The following is a 20591-nucleotide window of genomic DNA, read 5'->3' as shown; positions in this document are numbered from 1 at the left end:
CCACCCTGGTCAGGAAGGGTTGAGTGCATGGTCACGCGGATCCCCGTGCAGGACGTGTCGCCCGTGGTCGACCACGGGCGGTACCCCGCCAAGGCCGCCGTTGGCGAGCCCTTCGAGGTCTCCGCCGTGGTGTTCCGCGAGGGACACGACGAGCTTGGCTGCGACGTCGTCCTCATCGACCCCGACGGCAAGCGGAGCGACCCGGTGCGGATGAGCCGCGAGGGCGAGCAGGTCGACCGCTACGCCGCCTGGGTCACCGCCGACCGCGAGGGCGCCTGGACCTTCGAGGTGCAGTCGTGGAGCGACGTGCTCGGCACCTGGCTGCACCACACGGAGCTGAAGGTGCCGGCCGGCGTCGACGTGGAGCTGATGTTCACCGAGGGCAGGCTGCTGCTCGACCGCGTGGCCAAGCGCAAGGGCCTCGACCCCACCGAGAAGCAGCTGGTCAAGGCGGCCGCGAAGGGCATCGCCGACACCGAGCGACCCGTCGAGGCCCGGCTGCAGATCGCCTTGGACCCCGCGCTCGCAGCCGTGCTGCACGCCCACCCGCTGCGCGACCTGCTCGACGCCGAGGGTCCCTACCCGGTGTTCGTCGACCGGCGGCGCGCCCTGTTCGGCTCCTGGTACGAGTTCTTCCCCCGCTCGGAGGGCGCACGCCTGGACGAGGCGACCGGCCGCGTGCTCAGCGGCACGTTCCTGTCCGCCGCCGAGCGGCTGGAGGCGGTCGCCCGCATGGGCTTCGACGTCGTCTACCTCCCGCCGATCCACCCGATCGGCGAGGTCAACCGCAAGGGCCGCAACAACACCCTCACCCCCGACTGGGACGACGTCGGCTCGCCCTGGGCGATCGGGTCGAAGGACGGCGGCCACGACGCCGTGCACCCCGATCTGGGCACGCTGGAGGACTTCGATCACTTCGTGCAGACCGCGGCCGACCACGGCCTGGAGGTGGCGCTGGACTTCGCGCTGCAGGCCGCACCGGACCACCCGTGGGTCACCGAGCACCCGGAGTTCTTCACCACCCGCGTCGACGGCACGATCGCCTACGCCGAGAACCCGCCGAAGAAGTACCAGGACATCTACCCGATCAACTTCGACAACGATCTCGAGGGCATCTACGCCGAGTCGCTGCGGATCCTGCGCCACTGGATGGCCCACGGCGTGCGCATCTTCCGCGTCGACAACCCCCACACCAAGACGGTGCCGTTCTGGGAGAAGCTCCTCGGTGAGATCCGGCGCACCGATCCCGACGTCCTCTTCCTGGCCGAGGCGTTCACCAAGCCGCCGATGATGGCCACGCTGGGCAAGATCGGCTACCAGCAGAGCTACACCTACTTCACCTGGCGCACCTCCAAGCGCGACATCGAGGAGTACTTCACCGAGGTCTCGCAGGACTCGCCCGCCTACATGCGGCCGAACTTCTTCGTCAACACCCCCGACATCCTCCACGCGTACCTGCAGTACGGCGGGCCGCCGGCGTTCAAGATCCGCGCGGTGCTGGCCGCCACCGGCTCGCCCAGCTGGGGCGTCTACGCCGGCTACGAGCTCTACGAGCACGTCGCCGTGCGCCCGGGCAGCGAGGAGTACCTGGACTCGGAGAAGTACCAGGTCCGCACGCGCGACTGGGAGGCCGCCGAGGCCGAGGGGCGCACCTTGGCGCCCTACCTCGCGAATCTCAACCGCGTCCGCCGCGAGCACCCCGCGCTGCAGCAGCTGCGCAACCTGCGCGTGCAGGCCACCGACGACGACTCGGTCGTCGCCTACACCAAGCAGGCCGTGGTGGGCGACCCCGACAGCGACACCGTCATCGTGGTGGTCAACCTCGACCCCCACGGCACCCGGGAGACCACCGTGCACCTCGACCTGCCCGCCCTCGGCCTGGACTGGCAGGAGACCTTCGCCGTGCACGACGAGATCAGCGGCGAGGTCTGGCAGTGGGGCGCCCACAACTACGTACGCCTCGACCCGTTCTGGGAGCCCGCCCACGTTCTCGTGGTCCGGCGGCGAGAAGGAGCGGGTGCATGAGCGAGGCCACCCCGGAGGAGCGCGCCGAGGCCCTCATCGAGCGCAGCACCGGCGAGCAGACCGATCTGCAGACCGCTCCCCCGCAGCCCGACTGGTTCAAGACAGCGGTCTTCTACGAGGTGCTGGTGCGCTCGTTCGCCGACGAGAACGGCGACGGCATCGGCGACTTCAAGGGCCTCACCGAGAAGCTGGACTACCTGTCCTGGCTCGGTGTCGACTGCCTGTGGCTGCCGCCGTTCTTCCCCTCGCCGCTGCGCGACGGCGGCTACGACGTGGCCGACTACACCGGCGTGCTGCCCGAGATCGGTACGGTCGAGGACTTCCAGGCCTTCCTCGACGCCGCCCACGAGCGCGGCATCCGCGTGATCATCGACTTCGTCATGAACCACACCTCCGACGCGCATCCGTGGTTCCAGGCCAGCCGCGAGGACCCCGACGGGCCCTACGGCAACTTCTACGTGTGGTCCGACACCGACGAGAAGTACGAGGACGCGCGCATCATCTTCGTCGACACCGAGCCGTCGAACTGGACCTGGGACCCGGTGCGCCAGCAGTACTTCTGGCACCGGTTCTTCAGCCACCAGCCGGACCTGAACTTCGAGGAGCCGGCCGTCCACGAGGCGATGCTCGAGGCGCTGGACTTCTGGCTCGACATGGGCCTGGACGGCTTCCGCCTCGACGCCGTGCCGTACCTCTACGTGCGCGAGGGCACCAACGGGGAGAACCTGCCCGAGACCCACGCCTTCTTGAAGAAGGTCCGCCGCCACATCGACGAGAACTACCCCGGCCGGGTGGTGCTGGCCGAGGCCAACCAGTGGCCGGCCGACGTCGTGGACTACTTCGGCGACTTCGCCTCCGGCGGCGACGAGTGCCACATGTGCTTCCACTTCCCGGTGATGCCGCGCATCTTCATGTCGGTGCGGCGCGAGTCGCGCTACCCGATCTCGGAGATCCTCGAGCAGACGCCGCCGATCCCGTCGGGCTGCCAGTGGGGCATCTTCTTGCGCAACCACGACGAGCTGACCTTGGAGATGGTCACCGACGAGGACCGCGACTACATGTGGTCGGAGTACGCCAAGGACCCGCGGATGAAGGCCAACATCGGCATCCGCCGACGGCTGGCGCCGCTGTTGGACAACGACGCCAACCAGATGGAGCTCTTCACCGCCCTGCTGCTCTCGCTGCCGGGCTCGCCCGTGCTCTACTACGGCGACGAGATCGGCATGGGCGACAACATCTGGCTGGGCGACCGCGACGGCGTCCGCACCCCGATGCAGTGGACCCCCGACCGCAATGCCGGGTTCTCCCGCGCCACCCCCGGCCGGCTGCACCTGCCGCCCATCCAGGACCCCGTCTACGGCTACCAGCGGGTCAACGTCGAGACCGAGCTGGACAACCCCAGCTCGCTGCTGCACTGGACCCGCCGGATGATCCTGGCCCGCAAGCGCCACCCGGCGTTCGGGCTCGGTGAGTTCAACGACCTCGGCGGCTCGAACGCCTCGGTGCTCTCCTACGTCCGCGAGTACACCGCGCCCGACGGCACCACGGACTCGATCCTGTGCGTCAACAACCTCTCCCGGTTCGCCCAGCCCGTCGAGCTGGACCTGCGCCGCTGGGAGGGCGTCGTGCCGGTGGAGCTCCTCGGCGGCGTGCGGTTCCCGCAGATCGGCGAGCTGCCGTACCTGATGACGCTGGGCGGGTACGGCTTCTACTGGATCCGGCTACCCGACCCCGAGATCCGCCAGGACGGTGACGAGCCGCGGTGAACGCTCCAGCGAACCCCTCCCCGACACCCTCCCCGACACCAGGGTCCGAGCATCCCCAGATGACCCGCTACCTCGCCGACGCGCGGTGGTTCGGGGGCAAGGGCCGCGACTACGACGTGGTCGACGTCCAGCGCGTCGCGACGATGGTGGGTCCGCCCGTGGTGACGATCGATGTGCTGACGGTGCGCTACGCCGACGGCGGGGTCGAGCTGTACCAGATGCCGCTCTCGCACTACCCCGAGCCGCAGGAGCGCATCCAGCACGCCTACCTGGGCGCCGCGCCCGGGGTCGACCCCGCGGTGGCCCACACCTACGACGCCGTCCACGACCGCGAGGCGATGGCGGTCTACCTGGAGACCTTCGACGACACCCCGGCCAACGCCAGCGTCGAGCTCGGCGGGCTGACCTTCCACCGGCTGGCCGGCCACGAGCTCGACACCGAGGCCCACTCGACGCTGTTCAGCGGCGAGCAGAGCAACTCCTCGGTGGCCTTCGGCGACGACAGCCTGCTCAAGGTGTTCCGCAAGGTCACCCCGGGCCGCAACCCCGACATCGAGATCCACGCCGCGCTGACCCGCGCCGAGAACCCCAACGTCGCCGCGCTCTACGGCTGGGTCGAGGGCTCGACCACCGACGGCAGGCTCGACCTGGCGATGATCCAGCAGTTCCTGCGCACCGCCAGCGACGGGTGGGACCTGGCGCTGAGCAGCGTGCGCAACCTGTTCGCCGAGGCCGACCTGCACGCCGACGAGGTGGGCGGCGACTTCGCGGGCGAGGCCGAGCGGCTCGGCGCCGCGGTGGCCGAGGTGCACCAGGTGCTGCGCGAGCACTTCGGCAGCGCGTCCTGGTCGGGCCGCGAGGTCGCGGCCGCGATGGGCGATCGCCTCACGGCCCAGATCGAGGTCGCCCCGGCGCTGGCCGAGCACGCCGACGCCCTGCGCGGTGTCTACGACGCCCTGGCCGCGCTGGGCGAGGACGACTCCGCCCAGCGCATCCACGGCGACCTGCACCTGGGCCAGACGCTGCGCGTGGTGCACAACTGGAAGCTGGTGGACTTCGAGGGCGAGCCCGCCAAGACGCTCGCCGATCGCGTGCTGCCCGACAACCCGTGGCGCGACGTCGCCGGCATGCTGCGCTCGCTCGACTACGCCGCGCGCGCCGTCGAGCGCGACTTCGCGTTCGAGTCCGCCAGCGGTCAGCAGGGGGCGGCCGACCAGCTGTCCTTCCGCGCGCAGGAGTGGACCCGCCGCAACCGCCAGGCCTTCCTCACGGGCTACCTGCAGGGGCGTGAGATGAGCCCGGCCGAGCAGACACTGGTGGCGGCCTACGAGGCCGACAAGGCCGTCTACGAGGTCGGCTACGAGACCCGCAACCGACCGACCTGGGTGAGCATCCCGCTGGGGGCGCTCACCCGCCTGGCCGAAGGAGCCGCACGATGACCACCCAGCTCGAGCAGCTGGCCGCCGGCGAGCACGGCGCGCCCCACGACCTCCTCGGCCCCCACGTGGAGGGCTCCCCGGGGTCCGAGCAGGTCGTCGTCCGCGTGCTCAAGCCGCTGGCCGAGACCGTCGAGATCAGCCACGACGGCGGGCGCACACGGCTCGAGCACGTCGAGGGCGGCGTCTGGGAGGGCCGGCTCGGTGCCATCACGAGCGACGGCGGGGTGCCCGACTACCGCATCGAGGTGACCTACCCCGGCAGTGAGCCGCTCGTGCTCGACGACCCCTACCGCTACCTGCCGACGCTTGGCGAGACCGACCTCCACCTGATCAACGAGGGTCGTCACGAGCGGCTGTGGGACGTGCTCGGCGCGCACGTGCGCCACTACGACGGTCTGGGCGGCGAACCGGTGACGGGCACGTCGTTCTCGGTGTGGGCGCCCTCGGCGCGCGGCGTGCGCCTCAAGGGCGACTTCAACAGCTGGGACGGGCGCGAGCACCCGATGCGCCAGCTCGGCGTCTCCGGGGTCTGGGAGCTGTTCCTGCCCGGGGTGGCCTCGGGCGCGCAGTACAAGTTCTCGGTGCTCGGCGCCGACGGCGAGTGGCGCGACAAGGCCGACCCGATGGCCTTCCACACCGAGGTGCCGCCGGCGACGTCGTCGGTGGTGTTCGAGTCCAAGCACGTCTGGGACGACGAGACCTGGATGACCACCCGCAGCCAGGGCTCGGCGGTCGACAAGCCGTTCTCGGTCTACGAGGTGCACCTGGGCTCGTGGCGGCGCGACAAGGACTACGTCGAGCTGGGCGAGGAGCTGGCGGCCTACTGCCAGGACCTCGGCTTCACCCACGTGGAGTTCCTGCCGGTGATGGAGCACCCCTTCGGCGGCTCGTGGGGCTACCAGGTGACCTCCTACTACGCGCCCACCTCGCGCTTCGGCGACCCCGACGGCTTCCGGCGGCTGGTCGACACGCTGCACCAGCACGGCATCGGCGTCATCTTGGACTGGGTGCCGGCGCACTTCCCCAAGGACGCCTTCGCGCTCGCGCGCTTCGACGGCACCCCGCTGTACGAGGACCCCAACCCCTCGCGCGGCGAGCACCCCGACTGGGGCACCTACGTCTTCAACTTCGGGCGTCGCGAGGTGCGCAACTTCCTGGTCGCCAACGCGCTGTACTGGCTCGAGGAGTTCCACGCCGACGGCATCCGCGTCGACGCCGTCGCCTCGATGCTCTACCTGGACTACTCCCGCGAGCCGGGCCAGTGGACGCCCAACGTGCACGGCGGCCGCGAGAACCTCGAGGCCGTGCAGTTCCTGCAGGAGATGAACGCCACCGTCTACCGGCGGGTGCCGGGCGCCATCACCGTCGCCGAGGAGTCGACGTCGTGGCCCGGCGTCACCAAGCCCACCGACGCCGACGGCCTGGGCTTCGGCTTCAAGTGGAACATGGGCTGGATGCACGACAGCCTCGGCTACGTCGAGCACGAGCCGGTGCACCGCTCCTGGCACCACGGGCAGATGACCTTCTCGCTGGTCTACGCCTACTCGGAGAACTACGTGCTGCCGATCAGCCACGACGAGGTCGTGCACGGCAAGGGCTCGCTGCTGCGCAAGATGCCCGGAGACCGGTGGCAGCAGCTGGCCAACCTGCGTGCGTACCTGGCCTTCATGTGGAGCCACCCGGGCAAGCAACTGCTGTTCATGGGTTCGGAGTTCGGCCAGGAGGCGGAGTGGGCCGAGGCCCGCGAGCTGGACTGGTGGCTGCTCGACCACCCCGAGCACCGCGGCGTGCAGTCGCTCGTCCGCGACCTGAACCGCGCCTATGCGGTCTCCCCCGCCCTGTGGAGCCGTGACAACGACCCGGCCGGCTTCACCTGGCTCGACGCCAACGACTCCGACCGCAGCACCTTCTCCTTCCTGCGCACGGGGGCCGACGGCAGCGAGCTGGTGTGCGTCACCAACTTCTCGTCCGTGCCCCACCACGACTACCGCCTCGGCTTTCCGGCCGCCGGTGAGTGGCGCGAGGTGATCAACACCGACGCCGAGGTCTACACCGGCTCCGGCGTCGGCAACCTGGGCCGGATCACCGCCACCGAGGACCCCTGGCACGACCAGCCGGCCTCGGCCACGATCTCGGTGCCGCCGCTGGGCGCCGTCTGGTTCGCGCGGTGAACCGGCCGGCGGGCTACCTCGCCACCCCCGCCGGTGAGGGCCCGTGGCCCGGCGTCGTGGTGATCCACGAGATCTTCGGGCTCGACGAGGAGATCCGGATCCACACCGACCGCCTCGCCGCCATGGGCTATCTCGCGTTCGCCGTCGACCTGTTCGCCGAGCGGCGGCGGCTGTGCACGGCGCGGGCGCTGAAGGCCGTGGCCACCGGCTCCGGACCCGAGTACGCCGACATCGCCACCGCACGCGAGTGGCTGCGCGCGCAGGACGGCTGCACCGGGCGGGTTGGTGTCGTCGGGTTCTGCCTGGGCGGCGGCTTCGCGCTGATGACGCTGCCGGACTGGGATGCTGCGGCGGTCAACTACGGCGCGCTCCCCCGCCGACTGGGCAGCGCCGTCGGCGGATCGTGCCCGGTGGTCGGCTCCTACGGCGGCCGCGACCGCACGCTTCCGGGTGCCGCTCGGAAGCTGGCCGCCGCGCTGCGGGAGGCCGACGTCGCGCACGATGTCAAGGAGTACCCGGCCGCCGGGCACTCCTTCCTCAACGAGCACCCCAACGCCCCCGCCTGGGCGGCGCCGATCGCCGGCGCCCTCATGCACGTGGGCCCCGAGCCCACGTCGGCGGCCGACGCCTGGGTTCGCATCGACGCCTTCCTCGGCGAGCACCTGCGCGCATGAGCGGCACCGTCCGTGTCTCCACCGACCGCCCGGTCGAGTCCGTCCGCAGCGACGTCGCCGAGGCCCTGGCGGCCGGGGCCTCGCGCGTCGAGGCCTACGTCGACCCGGCCGACCTGGCCGCGCAGCGCGCCGCCACCTTCAGCGGGCTGCGCAAGGAGGGCGTGCTCCGCGGCGTCGAGCAGGGGGCCGACCGCATCGTCTACGCGCGGCTGGCCGCCGACGTCCCCGCCGACCAGCCCGAGGGGTTCCGAGCGCTGCTGAACTCCTTCCTGCCGCGCAAGCGGGCCATCGCGCAGCTGCTGGTGCGCGACGAGCACGCGCGGGTGATGCTCTGCCGGCTGACCTACAAGCAGGACTGGGACCTGCCCGGCGGGGTCGTCGAGGTGGGCGAGTCACCGCAGCTCGCGGTCGAGCGCGAGGTGACCGAGGAGCTCGCCCTCACCCTGCCGGCCGGACCTCTCCTGCTGACCGACTGGCTGCCGCCGTGGAGCGGCTGGGACGACGCGCTGTGCCTGGTCTTCGACGGCGGCGTCCTGGACCCGGGCATCCTGGCCGACGTAGTACGCCAGGAGCGCGAGATCCGCGACGTCGCCTTCTGCACCCCCGACGAGGTGCGCGAGCGGTGCGCGGACTTCACGGCCCGCCGGGTCGCCTCCGCGCTGGCCAACGTCGACGGGGCGGGCCCGGCCTACGTCGAGTCCGGTGGACCGACCCACCCGTGACGAGGCCGGCGATCAGGCCATGATCGAGGCGTTCCTGAGCGCCACGCCGTGGGCGGTGCCAGCGACCCTGGTCAGCGCGATCGTCCTGGTCCCCCTGGTGCGGCGCAGCCTCCTGGCGTACCTGTTCTGGGTGGCCACGGCCGGGTTCCTGGCCGTGACGGTGACCCCCAACCCGGGAGGGGCGAGCGGGCGCACGCTGTCGCTGACCCCTGACGTCCCCGACCTGCACCAGCTGCTCTCGGCCTCCGACCAGACCGGTCTGAACGCGGTGATCGCCGTGCCGATGGGGCTGCTGGGCGCGCTGTGGGCACGGCGGCTGCACCGATGGTTCCCGCTGCTGGTCGCCGTCGTCGTGCCGCCGCTGGCCGAGGGCGTGCAGTGGCTGGTGCCGCCGTTGGGACGGGTGTCGTTCTTCCTCGCAGACGTCACGGCGAACTGGACCGGCGTGCTGCTGGGTGTGGTCGGCGCGATCCTGGTCGGCGCCGCGACGCTCTGGGCCGGACGGCTCAGCCGCAGCTGCCGGCGCCGCGGAGCTTGAACAGCTCCGAGGTCTTCACCTGGCTCAGGAACGGCACCAGGTGCTCACCGGCGCCGGTGAAGGGCCGGGCGGTGTTCTCCGACATCAGGTAGGTCTTCAGCCCGTTGGGCGAGAGCTGGATCGCCTCCAGGCCGGGGATCGCCCCGAACTGGCGTCCCTTGACGACGATGCGGCTGCAAGCCCCCACGGAGCGCGTGGTGACCAGACCGCCGTGGCCCTTGAACCAGCCCAGCCCCTGGGTCTTCGTGGGCACCCGCTGCTGGCGGTAGGGCGCCGTGTCCGTCACGGGGTTCACCGGGGTCGCGGTGAGGGTCTGGTAGCCCGGCGTCAGGATCCGCGCCTCGCCGAACCAGCTGAGCACCGAGTTCTTCGCCGACGTCGTGTAGTAGGCCATGCCGATGTTGCCGTTGGCCGCGACCAGCACCGACGCCTTCACCGGCACGGTCGGGGTGTCCCAGTAGCGCGTGGCCGCGTTGGCCGGGTCGGTGGCCAGCGTGGCGGTGTTGAGCAGCCACAGCCGCCCCGACTCGCTGATCCACAGCCCCTGGGCGTCCAGAGCCAGACCGCCGCCGTGGCGGCACACCTCGTAGCGGCCGTCGGCGCGCCGGCCGCCGATGTTCACCGGGTTGGCCGGGTCGGGGCTCGTGTCGAGCAGGGTCTGCCCGGTGCGCAGGTCGATGCGCTGGATCCGGCAGCGGTTGTGGTTGACGTCGGCCGGGTAGGTGTAGCCCGAGACCCAGGCCGTCGAGCCGTCCACGGCGACGGCCTGCGGCACGAAGTTGTTGTCGGCGCCGGCCAGCCAGTAGGCCCGGCAGGTGAACTGCCGGGCGGGGTAGTGCTTGAGGCCCCGCGAGTAGGTCGGCTTCGGACCCATCACGCGGCTGTAGTAGAGCTTGCGGCACAGCGGCTTCTGCTTGGCCGCGGCCTGCGTGGTGGTCTGGGTGGTGGTCTGGGTGGCGCTCGTCCGGGTCAGGGCGGCACTCGCGGCGGTGGCGGCTCCCGTGCTGCCGGTGCTGCCCGTGCTGCCGGTGCTGCTGGACGTCGTCGGGCCCTGTGCCACCGCGGCCGCGGCCGGGACGGCGAGCACGGCGCCGAGCACAGCGAGAGCGAGGACACGGGCGTGTACCGAGGGCTTCACCCGCGGCAGTATTCCTGAACCGCGCATTTCCGGCGGGCTGACGGGCCGTTCATCAGGTTCGGGTTGTGTCAGAAATCCCCACATCGGACACGCGAGTGGAGGAAACCGCCCTTCGGCGCCCGGGTTCGTCCCGATCCGGGGAACGGTTTCTCCGCCTAGGCGGGGAAACCGTCCCACCCGCGTCCGGCCGCCTCAGAACAGCGCGCTGGCCAGCCCCCGCCGGGCGGCGAGCACGCGCGGGTCGTCGTTGCCGACGGCGGCGAACAGGCCGATGAGGTGGTTGCGGGCCCGGTCGCGGTCGGCGTCGGCGGTGCGGCGAATGACCTCGATAAGGCGGTTGAAGGCGTCCTCCACGTGGCCGCCGAGCATGTCGAGGTCGGCCACCAGTGTCTGCGCGTCGACGTCGTCCGGCGCCGACGCGGCGGACTCCCGGGCGGTCTGGAGGTTGACGCCCTGGGTGCGCTGGAGCACCTTGGCCATGGCCAGGCCGCCGGCCGCCTCGGCGTCGGCGGGGTTGGCGTCGACCAGCTTCTGGTACTCCGCCACCGCACCGTCGAGGTCGTTGGCCTCGAGCGCGTTCTGCGCGGGGGCGTAGCGGGGGTCGAGCGGCGGCTCGTCGGAGTCGCTCTCGCCGGCCGGCGCCGCGCTGCGCGGCTGGTGCCGTCCGGTGAAGCCCTGGGTGGCCAGCTGCTGGAAGACCTGGGTGAGCCCGGTACGCAGCTCCTCCAGCGGCGGCGCGTCCTCGAACAGCGGCATCGGGCGCCCCTGCGCGACCAGGGCGACCAGCGGCAGCGCCTGGGCCTGCATCGCCTGCGCTGCGGCCTGGGCGATCTGCGGCACCGCGTCGATGTCGACCCGGCCCAGCAGGAACTTGCCCTCGAACTCGTCGGCGAGGCTCTGCAAGTCGTCGGCCAGGCCGACGCTGGCCGGCGCGCGGGTCGGGCTGTAGAAGGAGAGCAGCACGGGCGCCGTCATCGACTGCTCCAGCAGCTGCTGGAAGTTCTGCTCGTCGACCTGCACGGTGTACGCGCCGACGACCCCACCACCCGGGGCGCCTCCCCCGGCGGCGTCGGCGCCAGCGCCGGGACCCGGCGCCGCGGGCTGCTTGAGCGCGGAGAGGTCGACCGCGCCGGGCCGCGTGAAGGCCGCCTGCTGGTTGCGGGGGCGCTGCGGCGTGCTCACTCCTCCACCTCGTGCACGGCGGCCTCCTCGGCGCTGGCGCCGGCGCCGTCGATGCCGACGTCCTCGCCGAGCAGCTCGGAGTCGACGTCCTCGCCCAGGCCCTCGTCGGGCGCCACCAGCCGACCGGAGCGGCGGTCGCCGACCTCACCGTCGTCGAGGTCCTCGGCGTCCGGGTCGTCCTCGCGCGCGGCCTCCTCGTAGGGGTCGGGCTCGGGCTCCTCCTGCTTCAGCCGCATCTCGAGGGTCTCGCCGAGCTCCTCCTCCAGCGGCGTGTTGCCCCAGCCCTCGGCCGCGGACCACTTCTCCGGCGGCGAGTACCCCTCATCGAGCGGGTCCTGAAGACCCCGGTCGCCCGTGGTGCTGTCGCCCTCGAGCCCACCGCCGCCCTGCGGCTGGTCCTCGGGGTCGACGCTGTACCCCTCGTAGGAGTCGTTCTCCGGCTCGTTCTCGCTCATGGTCCCAACCGTAGTCACGGATCGGCGATGCGATCGACCAGGTCGCGAACCACGGACGCGACGTCGCCCTCCCGCTCGTGCACCCGGCGCTGCTGCACCGCTCCCGTGCCGCGGGCCAGCACCGGCTCCACGAGCGACTCGACCAGGTCGGCGTCCACGTGCTCGCCACACACCTCGAGCAGAGCGGCGAGCACCTCGCGCGGCGGAGCCAGCCGACGGGCCAGGGGGTGCACGAGCTCGTCGCCGAGGCCCACCCGGGCGGCGCGCCAGGTCGCGGCCCGCAGCAGGTCCGCGCGCCAGGGCTCGGCGTCGCGGCCGGCGTAGGTCGAGACCAGGCCACGCACCAGCACCGCGACCAGCAGGGCGTCCTCGGCCTCGAGGCACACATCGGCCACCCGCACCTCAACCGTCGGGGCGTGCGCCGAGAGACGGGCGTCGAAGTAGAGCATGCCCGGGTCCAGCGCGGCGCCCCACTCGACCATCGACCTCGCGACCTCGTCGTAGGTGGCGGCGTCGCCGAACGGCTCGCGGGAGCCGGTGGTGGCCCAGCGTCCCCAGACCACCGTGCGCCAGCTGGCGAAGCCGGTGTCGTGGCCGCGCCAGTAGGGCGAGTTCGCGCTCATCGCCACCAGCAGCGGCAGCCACGGCCGGATGCCGTCCAGCACCCGCAGCCCCTCCTCACGGCTCTCGATGCCGACGTGCACGTGCATCGCGCACACGTGGGCCTCGCGGGCGACCTCGCCGAAGGCTCCCTCGAAGCGCAGGTAGCGATCGTGCGGGGTGAACTCCTCCACCTCGGGCGCGAGCGGGCTGGTGGCCAGCGGCAGGGCGACAGCACCGGCCGCTCTCGCGGCCTCCTGCACCGCGCGGCGGCCCGCCCGCAGCTGCGCCAGCACGTCGTCGGGCTCGACCGCCGGCTCGGTGGACGTCTCCAGCTGGTGGCCGAAGAGCTCGTGGCCGACCTCCTCCTCGCGCCGGTTCGCCGCCACGGCCGCGCCCGCCCGCGCGACCGGCCGCAGCGAGTCGGGGTCGACCAGCAGCAGCTCCTCCTCGACGCCGAGCGTGCGTGGGCTCATGGGGTGCGCCTCTCCAGCTTGTAGTGCAGCCTTAGCGCCGTGGCCGACCGGATGCGCAGCGTGTGGTCGGTGCGCAGGACGCCGTCGTCGTCGACGAACACGTGGAAGGTCTCGCGCAGCGGCGCCGTCGCAGCGTACGGACGGTCGCCGTGCAGCACCACCACGTAGGCGCCGTCGCCGCCGAACCGGCCGCCGGAGGAGTGCAGCCACAGCGACCCGCCGGCGCCGTTCTCCGGACGCAGGAACACCTGCACGTTGCCGCTCTCGAGCGGGAACGCGACGTGCACGCTGGGTCGCTCGGCACCGGGCAGCGTGCGGTGGGAGTAGCAGCCGCTGTAGACGTACTCACCGGTCGAGCGCAGCGTCCGCAGCCAGCCGGCGGCCACCTGGACGTCGTGGGCGTCGGTGATGACCGCGACCCGGCTGTCCATGCCGCGGGCGACGTCGAGCGGTCGCATCGGCAGCGCCAGCTGGTCGACCCGCCGGCCGAAGAGCCGGCTGATCAGCTCGCCACCGGGCCAGAACAGCGGCGACCACGCCGCCCACACCTCCATCCGCCACCGCTCGGTGTGCTCGTAGAAGTCGCGCACCGAGCGGTGCAGCGCGGCCGCGGCGAACCCGGGACCGTCGAGCACCGCCAGGTCCGGCACCAGGCCGGCGCCGGGCACCTGCTCGTGCACCGTCCCGCTCAGCTGCGCGGCGTACGCGTCGAGCCAGGCGTCGCGCACCGTCGGGCCGACGCTGGTCGGCCCGGTCAGCCAGGCGTCACGGCCGGTCAGGTCGACGCGTCGTCCGACGGCTCGCCACCCCCACCGCGTGAGCAGGTCGAGCGGCAGCCCCATCAGCCGTTCGAGGGCTCGGCGGTCGCCTTGCCGCGCAGCCCGGCCCGCTGCACCTGCTCCTGGATGAGCAGGTCGAGGCGGTCGGGGTGCGGCACGTAGGAGATCTCCTTGAGCCCCTGGTCCTGCGCGGCCGACTCGAAGACGAAGTGGCCGTAGCCGAGCACCCGGCCGGCCAGCGTCTTGCGCACGGTGATGTCGAGGACCCGGTTGAGCGGCATGGTCGCCGCGGTCTGGGAGAACACCCCGCTGACGCGGAAGACCCGCATGTTGGTGAGCACGAAGCGGTCCATGTGCTCGCCGAGCGCCTTCCACCCCGCCCACAGCAGGAGCACGCCCCCGACGCCGAAGCAGAACCAGCCGGCCTTCATCACCACGAAGAAGCCGAGCACCACGAACATCAGTCCCAGCGCACCGACGAGCGCCGGCCGAACGAAGACCACCCAGTGGTGGCGGACGTCGCGCACGAGGGTCTCGTCGAGGTGACGCAGCAGCCGCTCGGAGATCTGCGGCGTCGCGAAGCGCCTGACGAACCAGCTCAGCACGTGAGGCTCAGGCGAAGACCGCGTTGAGGAACGAGATCAGCGCGCTGAACAGGTTCACCAGCCCGGTCCACACGTGGTCGGCGATGTTCTTCGACGTCGCCGCCGCGCCCGCGGGGTTGGTGAACATGTAGTAGCCGACGAAGACGATGACGAGAAGGAGTGCACCCTTCTTCAGTGCGGCATCCATGGGAAGGGCCCTCCTGTCGGGCTGGACACACGTCAGTCATCTTTATAGCTGCGGGGCGGTCCTTTGCCCGGGAGGCGCGCGGGTGTTGACTCGGGCGTCGTGGAGGAGACGAGCTACGACGTCGACGGCGGCACGCTGCACGCGCTGCGGTTCGGCGGGGGCCCGCAGGTGGTGCTCGCCGCCCACGGCATCACGGCCAGCGCGATGGCGTGGCCGGCGGTGGCGGCGGCCCTGCCCGAGGACTGGTCGCTGGTGGCGGTCGACCTGCGTGGCCGTGGCCGCTCGCGGGACCTGCCGGACTCGACCGGCCTGCGCGATCACGCCGCCGACCTGGTCCGGGTGGCCGAGCAGCTGCCCGGCCCGGTCGTGCTGACCGGCCACTCGATGGGCGCCTACGTCGCCGTGCATGCCGCACACGCCCGGCCCGACCTCTTCTCGCGCGTCGTGCTGGTCGACGGCGGCGTGGCGCTGCCGCTGCCTGCCGGCGCCGATCCCGACGCGATCATGGCCGGCACCCTGGGACCGGCCATCGAGCGGCTCTCGCGGACCTACGCGTCGGTGACCGAGTACGTCGACTTCTTCCGCGCCCACCCCGCGCTCGCCGACCACTGGAACGACACCGTCGAGGCCTACGTGCGCTACGACGCCCTCGGAGTCGAGGACGGCGTGCGGTCACGAGCGGTCGAGGGCTCGGTGCGCGCCGACGGCCGCGACCTGTTGGTCGACGGCGCCTCCTTCGAGCCCGAGCTGCGCGCCACCCCGCGCCCGGTCACGATCCTGGCGGCACCGCTGGGGATGTTCGGCGCGGCTCCGGGCCTGCTGCCGGCCGACGCTCTGCACGCGCTGGAGGACGCTCCCCACGTCAGGGTCCGCACCGTGCCCGACGTCAACCACTACACGATCCTGTTCGACCCCGGCGCGGCCGCCGAGGTGGCAGCCGCGATCCGGACATGAGCGAGCCGCCCGCCCCCTCGTGGCCGGTCGCGGCCGCGGACGACCCGCACCGCCGGCCCGAGGTGCTCGTGCTGGCCACCGCGATCGCCGCGGTATGGAGCCTGGCCGTGCTCGTCCTCGCGGTGCGGTTCGCCCTGCACCCCACGGCACAGGGCTGGCGCCACGCCGACCCGACCGGCCTCCTCCCCCACGGTCACTGGTGGCGCTGGGGCCTCGCCGCGGGCTACGCCGTGTGGTGCGCGCTCGCCCTCTGGTTCGCCGCGGCCGCCTTCGCCCGCCGACGGTGGGCCGCCGTCGCGCTGGCCGTCTCCTCGCTGTTGGCCTTCGCCCTGGCCGGCTACGAGCTGCGCACCGTGGTCGATGTCCCGGTACCGCTTGGCGCCCTGACCACCCTGCTCCTGCTCGCCGTCCCCGCGGTCCGGACCTGGTACGCCGCCCGCGAGGACTGAGCGAACCGGACATTCATCGCGACGGGCGCCTGAAACCGGTGGTTTCGCGCCCGGTTCGCGGTGGTTCGTGACCCGGTTTCACCCGCCGGCCGGTGAAACCGGGCCCCGCCCGCGCTCAGCCGCCGACAGCCGCCAGCAGCCGGTCGGCGGCAGTGTAGGGGTCGGTCTCCCCGGCCACCACGGCGCCGGCGAGCTCGTCGAGGTCGGTGTGGTCGTGGACGTCGCGCCAGCGCTCGCGCAGGGAGGTCAGCGCGATCGCCTCGATCTCCTCGCGGGCCCGGCGCAGCCGGCGGACCCGCAGCTGGTCGTGGTCGCCGAGCCAGGTCCGGTGGTCCTCGATCGCCTGCGCGAGGTCGTCGAGGCCCTCGCCCCGGCTGGCGACGGTCCGCACGATGGGCGGCGTCCAACCCTCGTCGGCGCCCGTGCCGAGCGCGAGCATCGAGCGCAGCTCGCGGCGCAGCTGGTCGGCGCCCTCGCGGTCGGCCTTGTTGATGACGTAGACGTCGCCGATCTCGAGGATGCCCGCCTTGGCGGCCTGGATGCCGTCGCCCATGCCGGGCGCGAGCAGCACCAGCGTGGTGTCGGCCATCGCGGCCACCTCGACCTCGCTCTGGCCGACGCCGACGGTCTCGACCAGCACGACGTCACAGCCGGCGGCGTCGAGCACCCGCAGCGCCTGGGGCGTGGCCCACGACAGCCCGCCGAGGTGGCCCCGCGTGGCCATCGAGCGGATGAACACCTCGGGGTCGAGCGCGTGCTCCTCCATCCGCACCCGGTCGCCCAGCAGCGCCCCGCCCGAGAAGGGTGAGGAGGGGTCCACGGCGAGCACGCCGACGCGCCGGTCCCGTGCACGCATGAGCGAGACCAGGGCGCTGGTCGAGGTGGACTTGCCGACGCCGGGAGCGCCGGTCAGCCCGATCACGTGCGCCTGCCCGGCGTACGGCGCCAGGCCGGCCATCACCTCGCGCAGGGCCGGCGAGGCGTCCTCGACCATCGAGATCAGCCGCGCCACCGCACGGGCCTCACCCTCGCGCGCCTGCGCCACCAACGCGGGGACGTCCCCGCGCGAGCGCCGACCGCCCGCCACCCCTAGGCAGGGACGCGGATGATCAGGGCGTCGCCCTGACCGCCACCGCCGCACAGGGCGGCGGCGCCGACACCGCCACCGCGGCGCTTGAGCTCCAGGGCCAGGTGCAGCACGATCCGCGCGCCGGACATGCCGACCGGGTGGCCCAGCGCGATGGCGCCGCCGTTGACGTTGACCTTGTCCTCGGAGAGCCCCAGCTCGCGGGCGGACTCGATGCCGACGGCGGCGAACGCCTCGTTGAACTCGACCAGGTCGAGATCGGCGACGCTGAGGCCCTCCTTGTCGAGCGCCTTCTGCGTGGCGTTGGCGGGCTGCTGCTGCAGGGTCGAGTCGGGGCCGGCCACCATGCCGTGGGCGCCGATCTCGGCCAGCCAGGTCAGGCCCAGCTCCTCGGCCTTGGCCTTGCTCATCACCACCACCGCGCACGCGCCGTCGGAGATCTGCGAGGACGAGCCGGCGGTGATGGTGCCGTCCTTGCTGAAGGCCGGCCGCAGCCGCGAGAGCGACTCGGCGCTGGTGTCGCCCCGCACGCCCTCATCGGTGTCGACGACCAGGGCGTCGCCCTTGCGCTGCGGGATGGAGACCGGGACGACCTCGTCGTCGAAGAGGCCGTTCTTCCACGCCTGCGCCGCCCGCTGGTGGGAGCGGGCCGAGAACTCGTCCTGCTCCTCGCGGGTGAGCGTCGAGGGGTTGGCCTGCTCGGTGAGCGCGCCCATCGCCTGCGAGGTGGCCTGGTCGTACAGGGCGTCGTAGGCCATCGAGTCCACCAGCGTGGTGTCGCCGTACTTGAAGCCCTCACGCGACTTGGGCAGCAGGTGCGGGGCGTTGGTCATCGACTCCATGCCGCCGGCCACCACGATCTCGTGCTCACCCGCCCGGATCAGCTGGTCGGCGGTGGCGATCGCGTTGATGCCCGAGAGGCAGACCTTGTTGATGGTGATCGAGGGCAGGCTCATCGGCAGCCCGGCGGCGATGCCGGCCGTGCGGGCCGGGTTCTGGCCCGCCCCGGCCTGGATCACCTGGCCCATGATCAAGTAGTCGACCTGCTCGGGGGTGACGCCGGCCTTCTCCAGCGCCGCCTTGATGGCGACACCGCCCAGGTCGGCGGCCGAGAGCGACTTCAGGCCCCCCAGGAGACGGCCGATCGGGGTGCGGGCACCGGCGACGATCACGGAACTGGTCACGACGAACCTCCTGCGGTCGGGATGCAGCCGAGGTTAGCCGTGATGGACGACACCAGCCTGTCGGACTGGTCACACTCCCCTGACGCCGGCCGCCGGGCTCGGTCACCATCGCCGGATGAGCCTGCCCCCAGATCCGTCCCAGGACCCGGCCCAGCCGTCCGGCGAGGACCTCTTCGTCTGCATCGACCACGTCGGCGTCGCGGTGCCCGACCTCGACGCCGCCATCGCCTTCTACGCCTCCGCCTTCGGTATGGAGACGGTGCACCGCGAGACCAACGAGGAGCAGGGCGTCGAGGAGGCGATGGTCGCGGTGGCCGGTACCGAGCAGCGCATCCAGCTGCTCGCGCCGCTAACGCCGGACTCGACGATCGCGAAGTTCCTCGACCGCTCCGGCCCGGGACTGCAGCAGATCGCCTACCGCGTGGTCGACGTCGAGCACACCGCGCAGGTGCTGCGCGAGCGCGGGCTGCGCCTGCTCTACGACCAGCCGCGCCGCGGCACCGCCGGCAGCCGGGTCAACTTCGTGCACCCCAAGGACGCCGGTGGAGTGCTGGTCGAGCTGGTGCAGCCCACCGCCGGGTGAGACAAGCCGCACACGTGGTGTCACAGCGAGTGACACCGTGGGTAGTCTCCGGTCCACCCAGGGAGCACGACCCGATGGAGGCCACCGTGCAGCAGATCCTCGACGCCATCCTCGCCGGCGACACCGCGCCGGAGGAGTTCGGCCACCTCGACGTCCCGGAGTCCTACCGCGCCGTGACGGTGCACAAGGACGACGCCGTCATGTTCGAGGGCATCGACAGCAAGGACAAGGACCCTCGCAAGTCGCTGCACCTCGACGACGTGGCCGTGCCCGAGCTCGGCCCCGGCGAGGCGCTGGTGGCGGTGATGGCCAGCGCCATCAACTACAACACCGTGTGGACCTCGATCTTCGAGCCGGTCTCCACCTTCGGCTTCCTCGAGCGCTACGGCCGGCTCTCCCCGCTGGCCAAGCGGCACGACCTGCCCTATCACGTCGTCGGCTCCGACCTGGCCGGCGTGGTGCTGCGGACCGGACCCGGCGTGCACCTGTGGCAGCCCGGCGCCGAGGTGGTCGCGCACTGCCTGTCGGTGGAGCTGGAGGGCCCAGACGGCCACAACGACACGATGCTCGACCCCGAGCAGCGGATCTGGGGCTTCGAGACCAACTTCGGCGGACTGGCGCACCTGGCGCTGGTCAAGGCCAACCAGCTCATGCCCAAGCCCGCCCACCTGACGTGGGAGGAGGCGGCCTCCCCCGGGCTGGTCAACTGCACCGCCTACCGCCAGCTGGTCAGCAAGAACGGCGGCGACATGAAGCAGGGCGACAACGTCTTGATCTGGGGCGCCTCCGGTGGCCTCGGCGGTTTCGCCACGCAGTACGCCCTCAACGGCGGCGCGACGCCGGTGTGCGTCGTCTCCAGCGACGACAAGGCCGAGATCTGCCGCTCGATGGGCGCCGAGCTCATCATCAACCGCAACGAGGAGGGGTACCGCTTCTGGAAGGACGAGCGGACCCAGGACCCCAAGGAGTGGAAGCGCTTCGGCGCGCGGATCCGCGAGCTCACCGGCGGTGAGGACATCGACATCGTCTTCGAGCACCCGGGCCGCGAGACCTTCGGCGCCAGCGTCTTCGTGACCCGCAAGGGCGGCACGATCACCACCTGCGCCTCCACCAGCGGCTACATGCACGAGTACGACAACCGGTACCTGTGGATGAACCTGAAGCGGATCATCTCCTCGCACTTCGCCAACTACCGCGAGTCCTGGGAGGCCAACCGGCTCATCGCCAAGGGCAAGATCCACCCCACGCTCTCGCGCACGTACGCCCTCGAGGACACCGGCCAGGCCGCGCTGGACGTCCACCAGAACGCCCACCAGGGCAAGGTCGGTGTGCTGTGCCTGGCCCCCGAGGAGGGCCTCGGGGTGCGCGACGCCGAGCTGCGCAGCCAGCACGTCGACGCGATCAACCGCTTCCGCGGGGTCTAGGCGCCGCCGCGGCTCCGGGGGTCGCCGCCGGGTGCTCGGGTCCGTCTGAGCGTTGCTTGTCCGGACGCTGTTTGTCTGATCAGGGGGTTTGGTCCCGGGGTCGGCATCGGCCAGACTGGCGGCCATCGCCAGCATCGACCCCGGGAGGCGCAC

General features: G+C 72.0%; 20 protein-coding genes. 11 read left to right on the top strand and 9 right to left on the bottom strand.

Annotated features, from left to right (window positions below; all coding sequences use genetic code 11):
* Positions 1-27: 27 nt before the first annotated feature.
* The 7 genes from D9V37_RS03925 to D9V37_RS03895 are packed head-to-tail and all read left to right on the top strand — an operon-like array spanning position 28 to position 9335.
* Positions 28-2025: an alpha-1,4-glucan--maltose-1-phosphate maltosyltransferase gene (locus tag D9V37_RS03925; protein ID WP_121804756.1), complete on the top strand. Its 1998-nt coding sequence runs from the start codon at positions 28-30 to the stop codon at positions 2023-2025.
* On the top strand, positions 2022-3791 hold the full coding sequence (gene treS / locus D9V37_RS03920) for a maltose alpha-D-glucosyltransferase (protein ID WP_121804755.1): 1770 nt from the start codon (positions 2022-2024) through the stop codon (positions 3789-3791). The genes D9V37_RS03925 and treS overlap by 4 nt, the downstream gene beginning before the upstream one ends.
* Positions 3792-3850: 59 nt before the next feature.
* Complete coding sequence (locus D9V37_RS03915) at positions 3851-5230, top strand: maltokinase N-terminal cap-like domain-containing protein (RefSeq protein ID WP_121804754.1); 1380 nt, start codon at positions 3851-3853, stop codon at positions 5228-5230.
* A complete protein-coding gene (gene glgB / locus D9V37_RS03910; protein ID WP_121804753.1) occupies positions 5227-7401 on the top strand; it encodes a 1,4-alpha-glucan branching protein GlgB in 2175 nt (724 codons plus the stop codon). Before D9V37_RS03915 ends, glgB begins: the two co-directional genes overlap by 4 nt.
* Positions 7398-8075, top strand: a complete 678-nt coding sequence (locus D9V37_RS03905; RefSeq protein ID WP_198412342.1) for a dienelactone hydrolase family protein — start codon at positions 7398-7400, stop codon at positions 8073-8075. Before glgB ends, D9V37_RS03905 begins: the two co-directional genes overlap by 4 nt.
* Positions 8072-8797, top strand: a complete 726-nt coding sequence (locus D9V37_RS03900; protein ID WP_121804752.1) for an NUDIX domain-containing protein — start codon at positions 8072-8074, stop codon at positions 8795-8797. Before D9V37_RS03905 ends, D9V37_RS03900 begins: the two co-directional genes overlap by 4 nt.
* Positions 8778-9335, top strand: coding sequence for a hypothetical protein (locus D9V37_RS03895; RefSeq protein WP_121804751.1), 558 nt, complete (start codon positions 8778-8780; stop codon positions 9333-9335). Before D9V37_RS03900 ends, D9V37_RS03895 begins: the two co-directional genes overlap by 20 nt.
* On the opposite strand, the gene D9V37_RS03890 is transcribed toward D9V37_RS03895, so the two are convergent.
* The 7 genes from D9V37_RS03890 to D9V37_RS03860 all read right to left on the bottom strand — a co-directional run bounded on the left by D9V37_RS03890 (position 9304) and on the right by D9V37_RS03860 (position 14757).
* The gene (locus tag D9V37_RS03890) at positions 9304-10473 is read right to left on the bottom strand and encodes a hypothetical protein (RefSeq protein WP_147455858.1); all 1170 of its coding nucleotides are present in this window, start codon (positions 10471-10473) and stop codon (positions 9304-9306) included. The genes D9V37_RS03895 and D9V37_RS03890 overlap by 32 nt on opposite strands.
* A 192-nt stretch (positions 10474-10665) precedes the next feature.
* Positions 10666-11655 (bottom strand): co-chaperone YbbN, encoded by a 990-nt coding sequence (locus tag D9V37_RS03885; RefSeq protein WP_121804749.1) that lies wholly within the window; start codon positions 11653-11655, stop codon positions 10666-10668.
* Complete coding sequence (locus D9V37_RS03880) at positions 11652-12110, bottom strand: DUF5709 domain-containing protein (RefSeq protein WP_121804748.1); 459 nt, start codon at positions 12108-12110, stop codon at positions 11652-11654. The genes D9V37_RS03885 and D9V37_RS03880 overlap by 4 nt, the downstream gene beginning before the upstream one ends.
* 14 nt (positions 12111-12124) lie before the next feature.
* On the bottom strand, positions 12125-13186 hold the full coding sequence (locus D9V37_RS03875) for a carboxylate-amine ligase (protein ID WP_121804747.1): 1062 nt from the start codon (positions 13184-13186) through the stop codon (positions 12125-12127).
* The gene (locus tag D9V37_RS03870) at positions 13183-14028 is read right to left on the bottom strand and encodes a hypothetical protein (RefSeq protein WP_121804746.1); all 846 of its coding nucleotides are present in this window, start codon (positions 14026-14028) and stop codon (positions 13183-13185) included. The genes D9V37_RS03875 and D9V37_RS03870 overlap by 4 nt, the downstream gene beginning before the upstream one ends.
* Positions 14028-14570 (bottom strand): PH domain-containing protein, encoded by a 543-nt coding sequence (locus D9V37_RS03865; RefSeq protein ID WP_232524720.1) that lies wholly within the window; start codon positions 14568-14570, stop codon positions 14028-14030. Before D9V37_RS03865 ends, D9V37_RS03870 begins: the two co-directional genes overlap by 1 nt.
* Before the next feature lie 7 nt (positions 14571-14577).
* The gene (locus tag D9V37_RS03860; protein WP_121804745.1) at positions 14578-14757 is read right to left on the bottom strand and encodes a hypothetical protein; all 180 of its coding nucleotides are present in this window, start codon (positions 14755-14757) and stop codon (positions 14578-14580) included.
* A 99-nt stretch (positions 14758-14856) separates the two neighbouring features.
* Here D9V37_RS03860 and D9V37_RS03855 point away from each other — a divergent pair, with 99 nt between their 5' ends.
* Both D9V37_RS03855 and D9V37_RS03850 read left to right on the top strand, forming a co-directional pair.
* Entirely contained in the window at positions 14857-15711 is an 855-nt protein-coding gene (locus D9V37_RS03855; RefSeq protein ID WP_198412341.1) for an alpha/beta hydrolase, read from the top strand.
* Entirely contained in the window at positions 15708-16160 is a 453-nt protein-coding gene (locus tag D9V37_RS03850; protein ID WP_121804744.1) for a hypothetical protein, read from the top strand. Before D9V37_RS03855 ends, D9V37_RS03850 begins: the two co-directional genes overlap by 4 nt.
* A 115-nt stretch (positions 16161-16275) precedes the next feature.
* Here the strand turns inward: D9V37_RS03850 and meaB are convergent, their stop codons facing one another.
* Both meaB and D9V37_RS03840 read right to left on the bottom strand, forming a co-directional pair.
* The gene (meaB, locus tag D9V37_RS03845) at positions 16276-17247 is read right to left on the bottom strand and encodes a methylmalonyl Co-A mutase-associated GTPase MeaB (RefSeq protein WP_269778359.1); all 972 of its coding nucleotides are present in this window, start codon (positions 17245-17247) and stop codon (positions 16276-16278) included.
* 2 nt (positions 17248-17249) lie between these two features.
* Positions 17250-18431, bottom strand: a complete 1182-nt coding sequence (locus D9V37_RS03840; protein ID WP_121804743.1) for an acetyl-CoA C-acetyltransferase — start codon at positions 18429-18431, stop codon at positions 17250-17252.
* A gap of 115 nt (positions 18432-18546) precedes the next feature.
* Here D9V37_RS03840 and mce point away from each other — a divergent pair, with 115 nt between their 5' ends.
* Both mce and ccrA read left to right on the top strand, forming a co-directional pair.
* On the top strand, positions 18547-19014 hold the full coding sequence (gene mce, locus D9V37_RS03835; protein WP_121804742.1) for a methylmalonyl-CoA epimerase: 468 nt from the start codon (positions 18547-18549) through the stop codon (positions 19012-19014).
* Positions 19015-19100: 86 nt separating this feature from the next.
* The gene (gene ccrA, locus D9V37_RS03830; protein WP_198412367.1) at positions 19101-20438 is read left to right on the top strand and encodes a crotonyl-CoA carboxylase/reductase; all 1338 of its coding nucleotides are present in this window, start codon (positions 19101-19103) and stop codon (positions 20436-20438) included.
* Positions 20439-20591 lie beyond the last annotated feature (153 nt).

The sequence above is a fragment of the Nocardioides mangrovicus genome, from assembly GCF_003674065.1.
In the GTDB taxonomy this organism is placed as follows: domain Bacteria; phylum Actinomycetota; class Actinomycetes; order Propionibacteriales; family Nocardioidaceae; genus Marmoricola; species Marmoricola mangrovicus.
This window is presented reverse-complemented; position numbering and strand designations above follow the sequence as displayed.

Coding starts and splice junctions, on each gene's coding strand:
- D9V37_RS03925 (WP_121804756.1), top strand. CDS start 28: ATGGTCACGCGGATCCCCGTGCAGGACGTGTCGCCCGTGGTCGACCAC.
- treS (WP_121804755.1), top strand. CDS start 2,022: ATGAGCGAGGCCACCCCGGAGGAGCGCGCCGAGGCCCTCATCGAGCGC.
- D9V37_RS03915 (WP_121804754.1), top strand. CDS start 3,851: ATGACCCGCTACCTCGCCGACGCGCGGTGGTTCGGGGGCAAGGGCCGC.
- glgB (WP_121804753.1), top strand. CDS start 5,227: ATGACCACCCAGCTCGAGCAGCTGGCCGCCGGCGAGCACGGCGCGCCC.
- D9V37_RS03900 (WP_121804752.1), top strand. CDS start 8,072: ATGAGCGGCACCGTCCGTGTCTCCACCGACCGCCCGGTCGAGTCCGTC.
- D9V37_RS03880 (WP_121804748.1), bottom strand. CDS start 12,110: ATGAGCGAGAACGAGCCGGAGAACGACTCCTACGAGGGGTACAGCGTC.
- D9V37_RS03875 (WP_121804747.1), bottom strand. CDS start 13,186: ATGAGCCCACGCACGCTCGGCGTCGAGGAGGAGCTGCTGCTGGTCGAC.
- D9V37_RS03870 (WP_121804746.1), bottom strand. CDS start 14,028: ATGGGGCTGCCGCTCGACCTGCTCACGCGGTGGGGGTGGCGAGCCGTC.
- D9V37_RS03860 (WP_121804745.1), bottom strand. CDS start 14,757: ATGGATGCCGCACTGAAGAAGGGTGCACTCCTTCTCGTCATCGTCTTC.
- D9V37_RS03850 (WP_121804744.1), top strand. CDS start 15,708: ATGAGCGAGCCGCCCGCCCCCTCGTGGCCGGTCGCGGCCGCGGACGAC.
- mce (WP_121804742.1), top strand. CDS start 18,547: ATGAGCCTGCCCCCAGATCCGTCCCAGGACCCGGCCCAGCCGTCCGGC.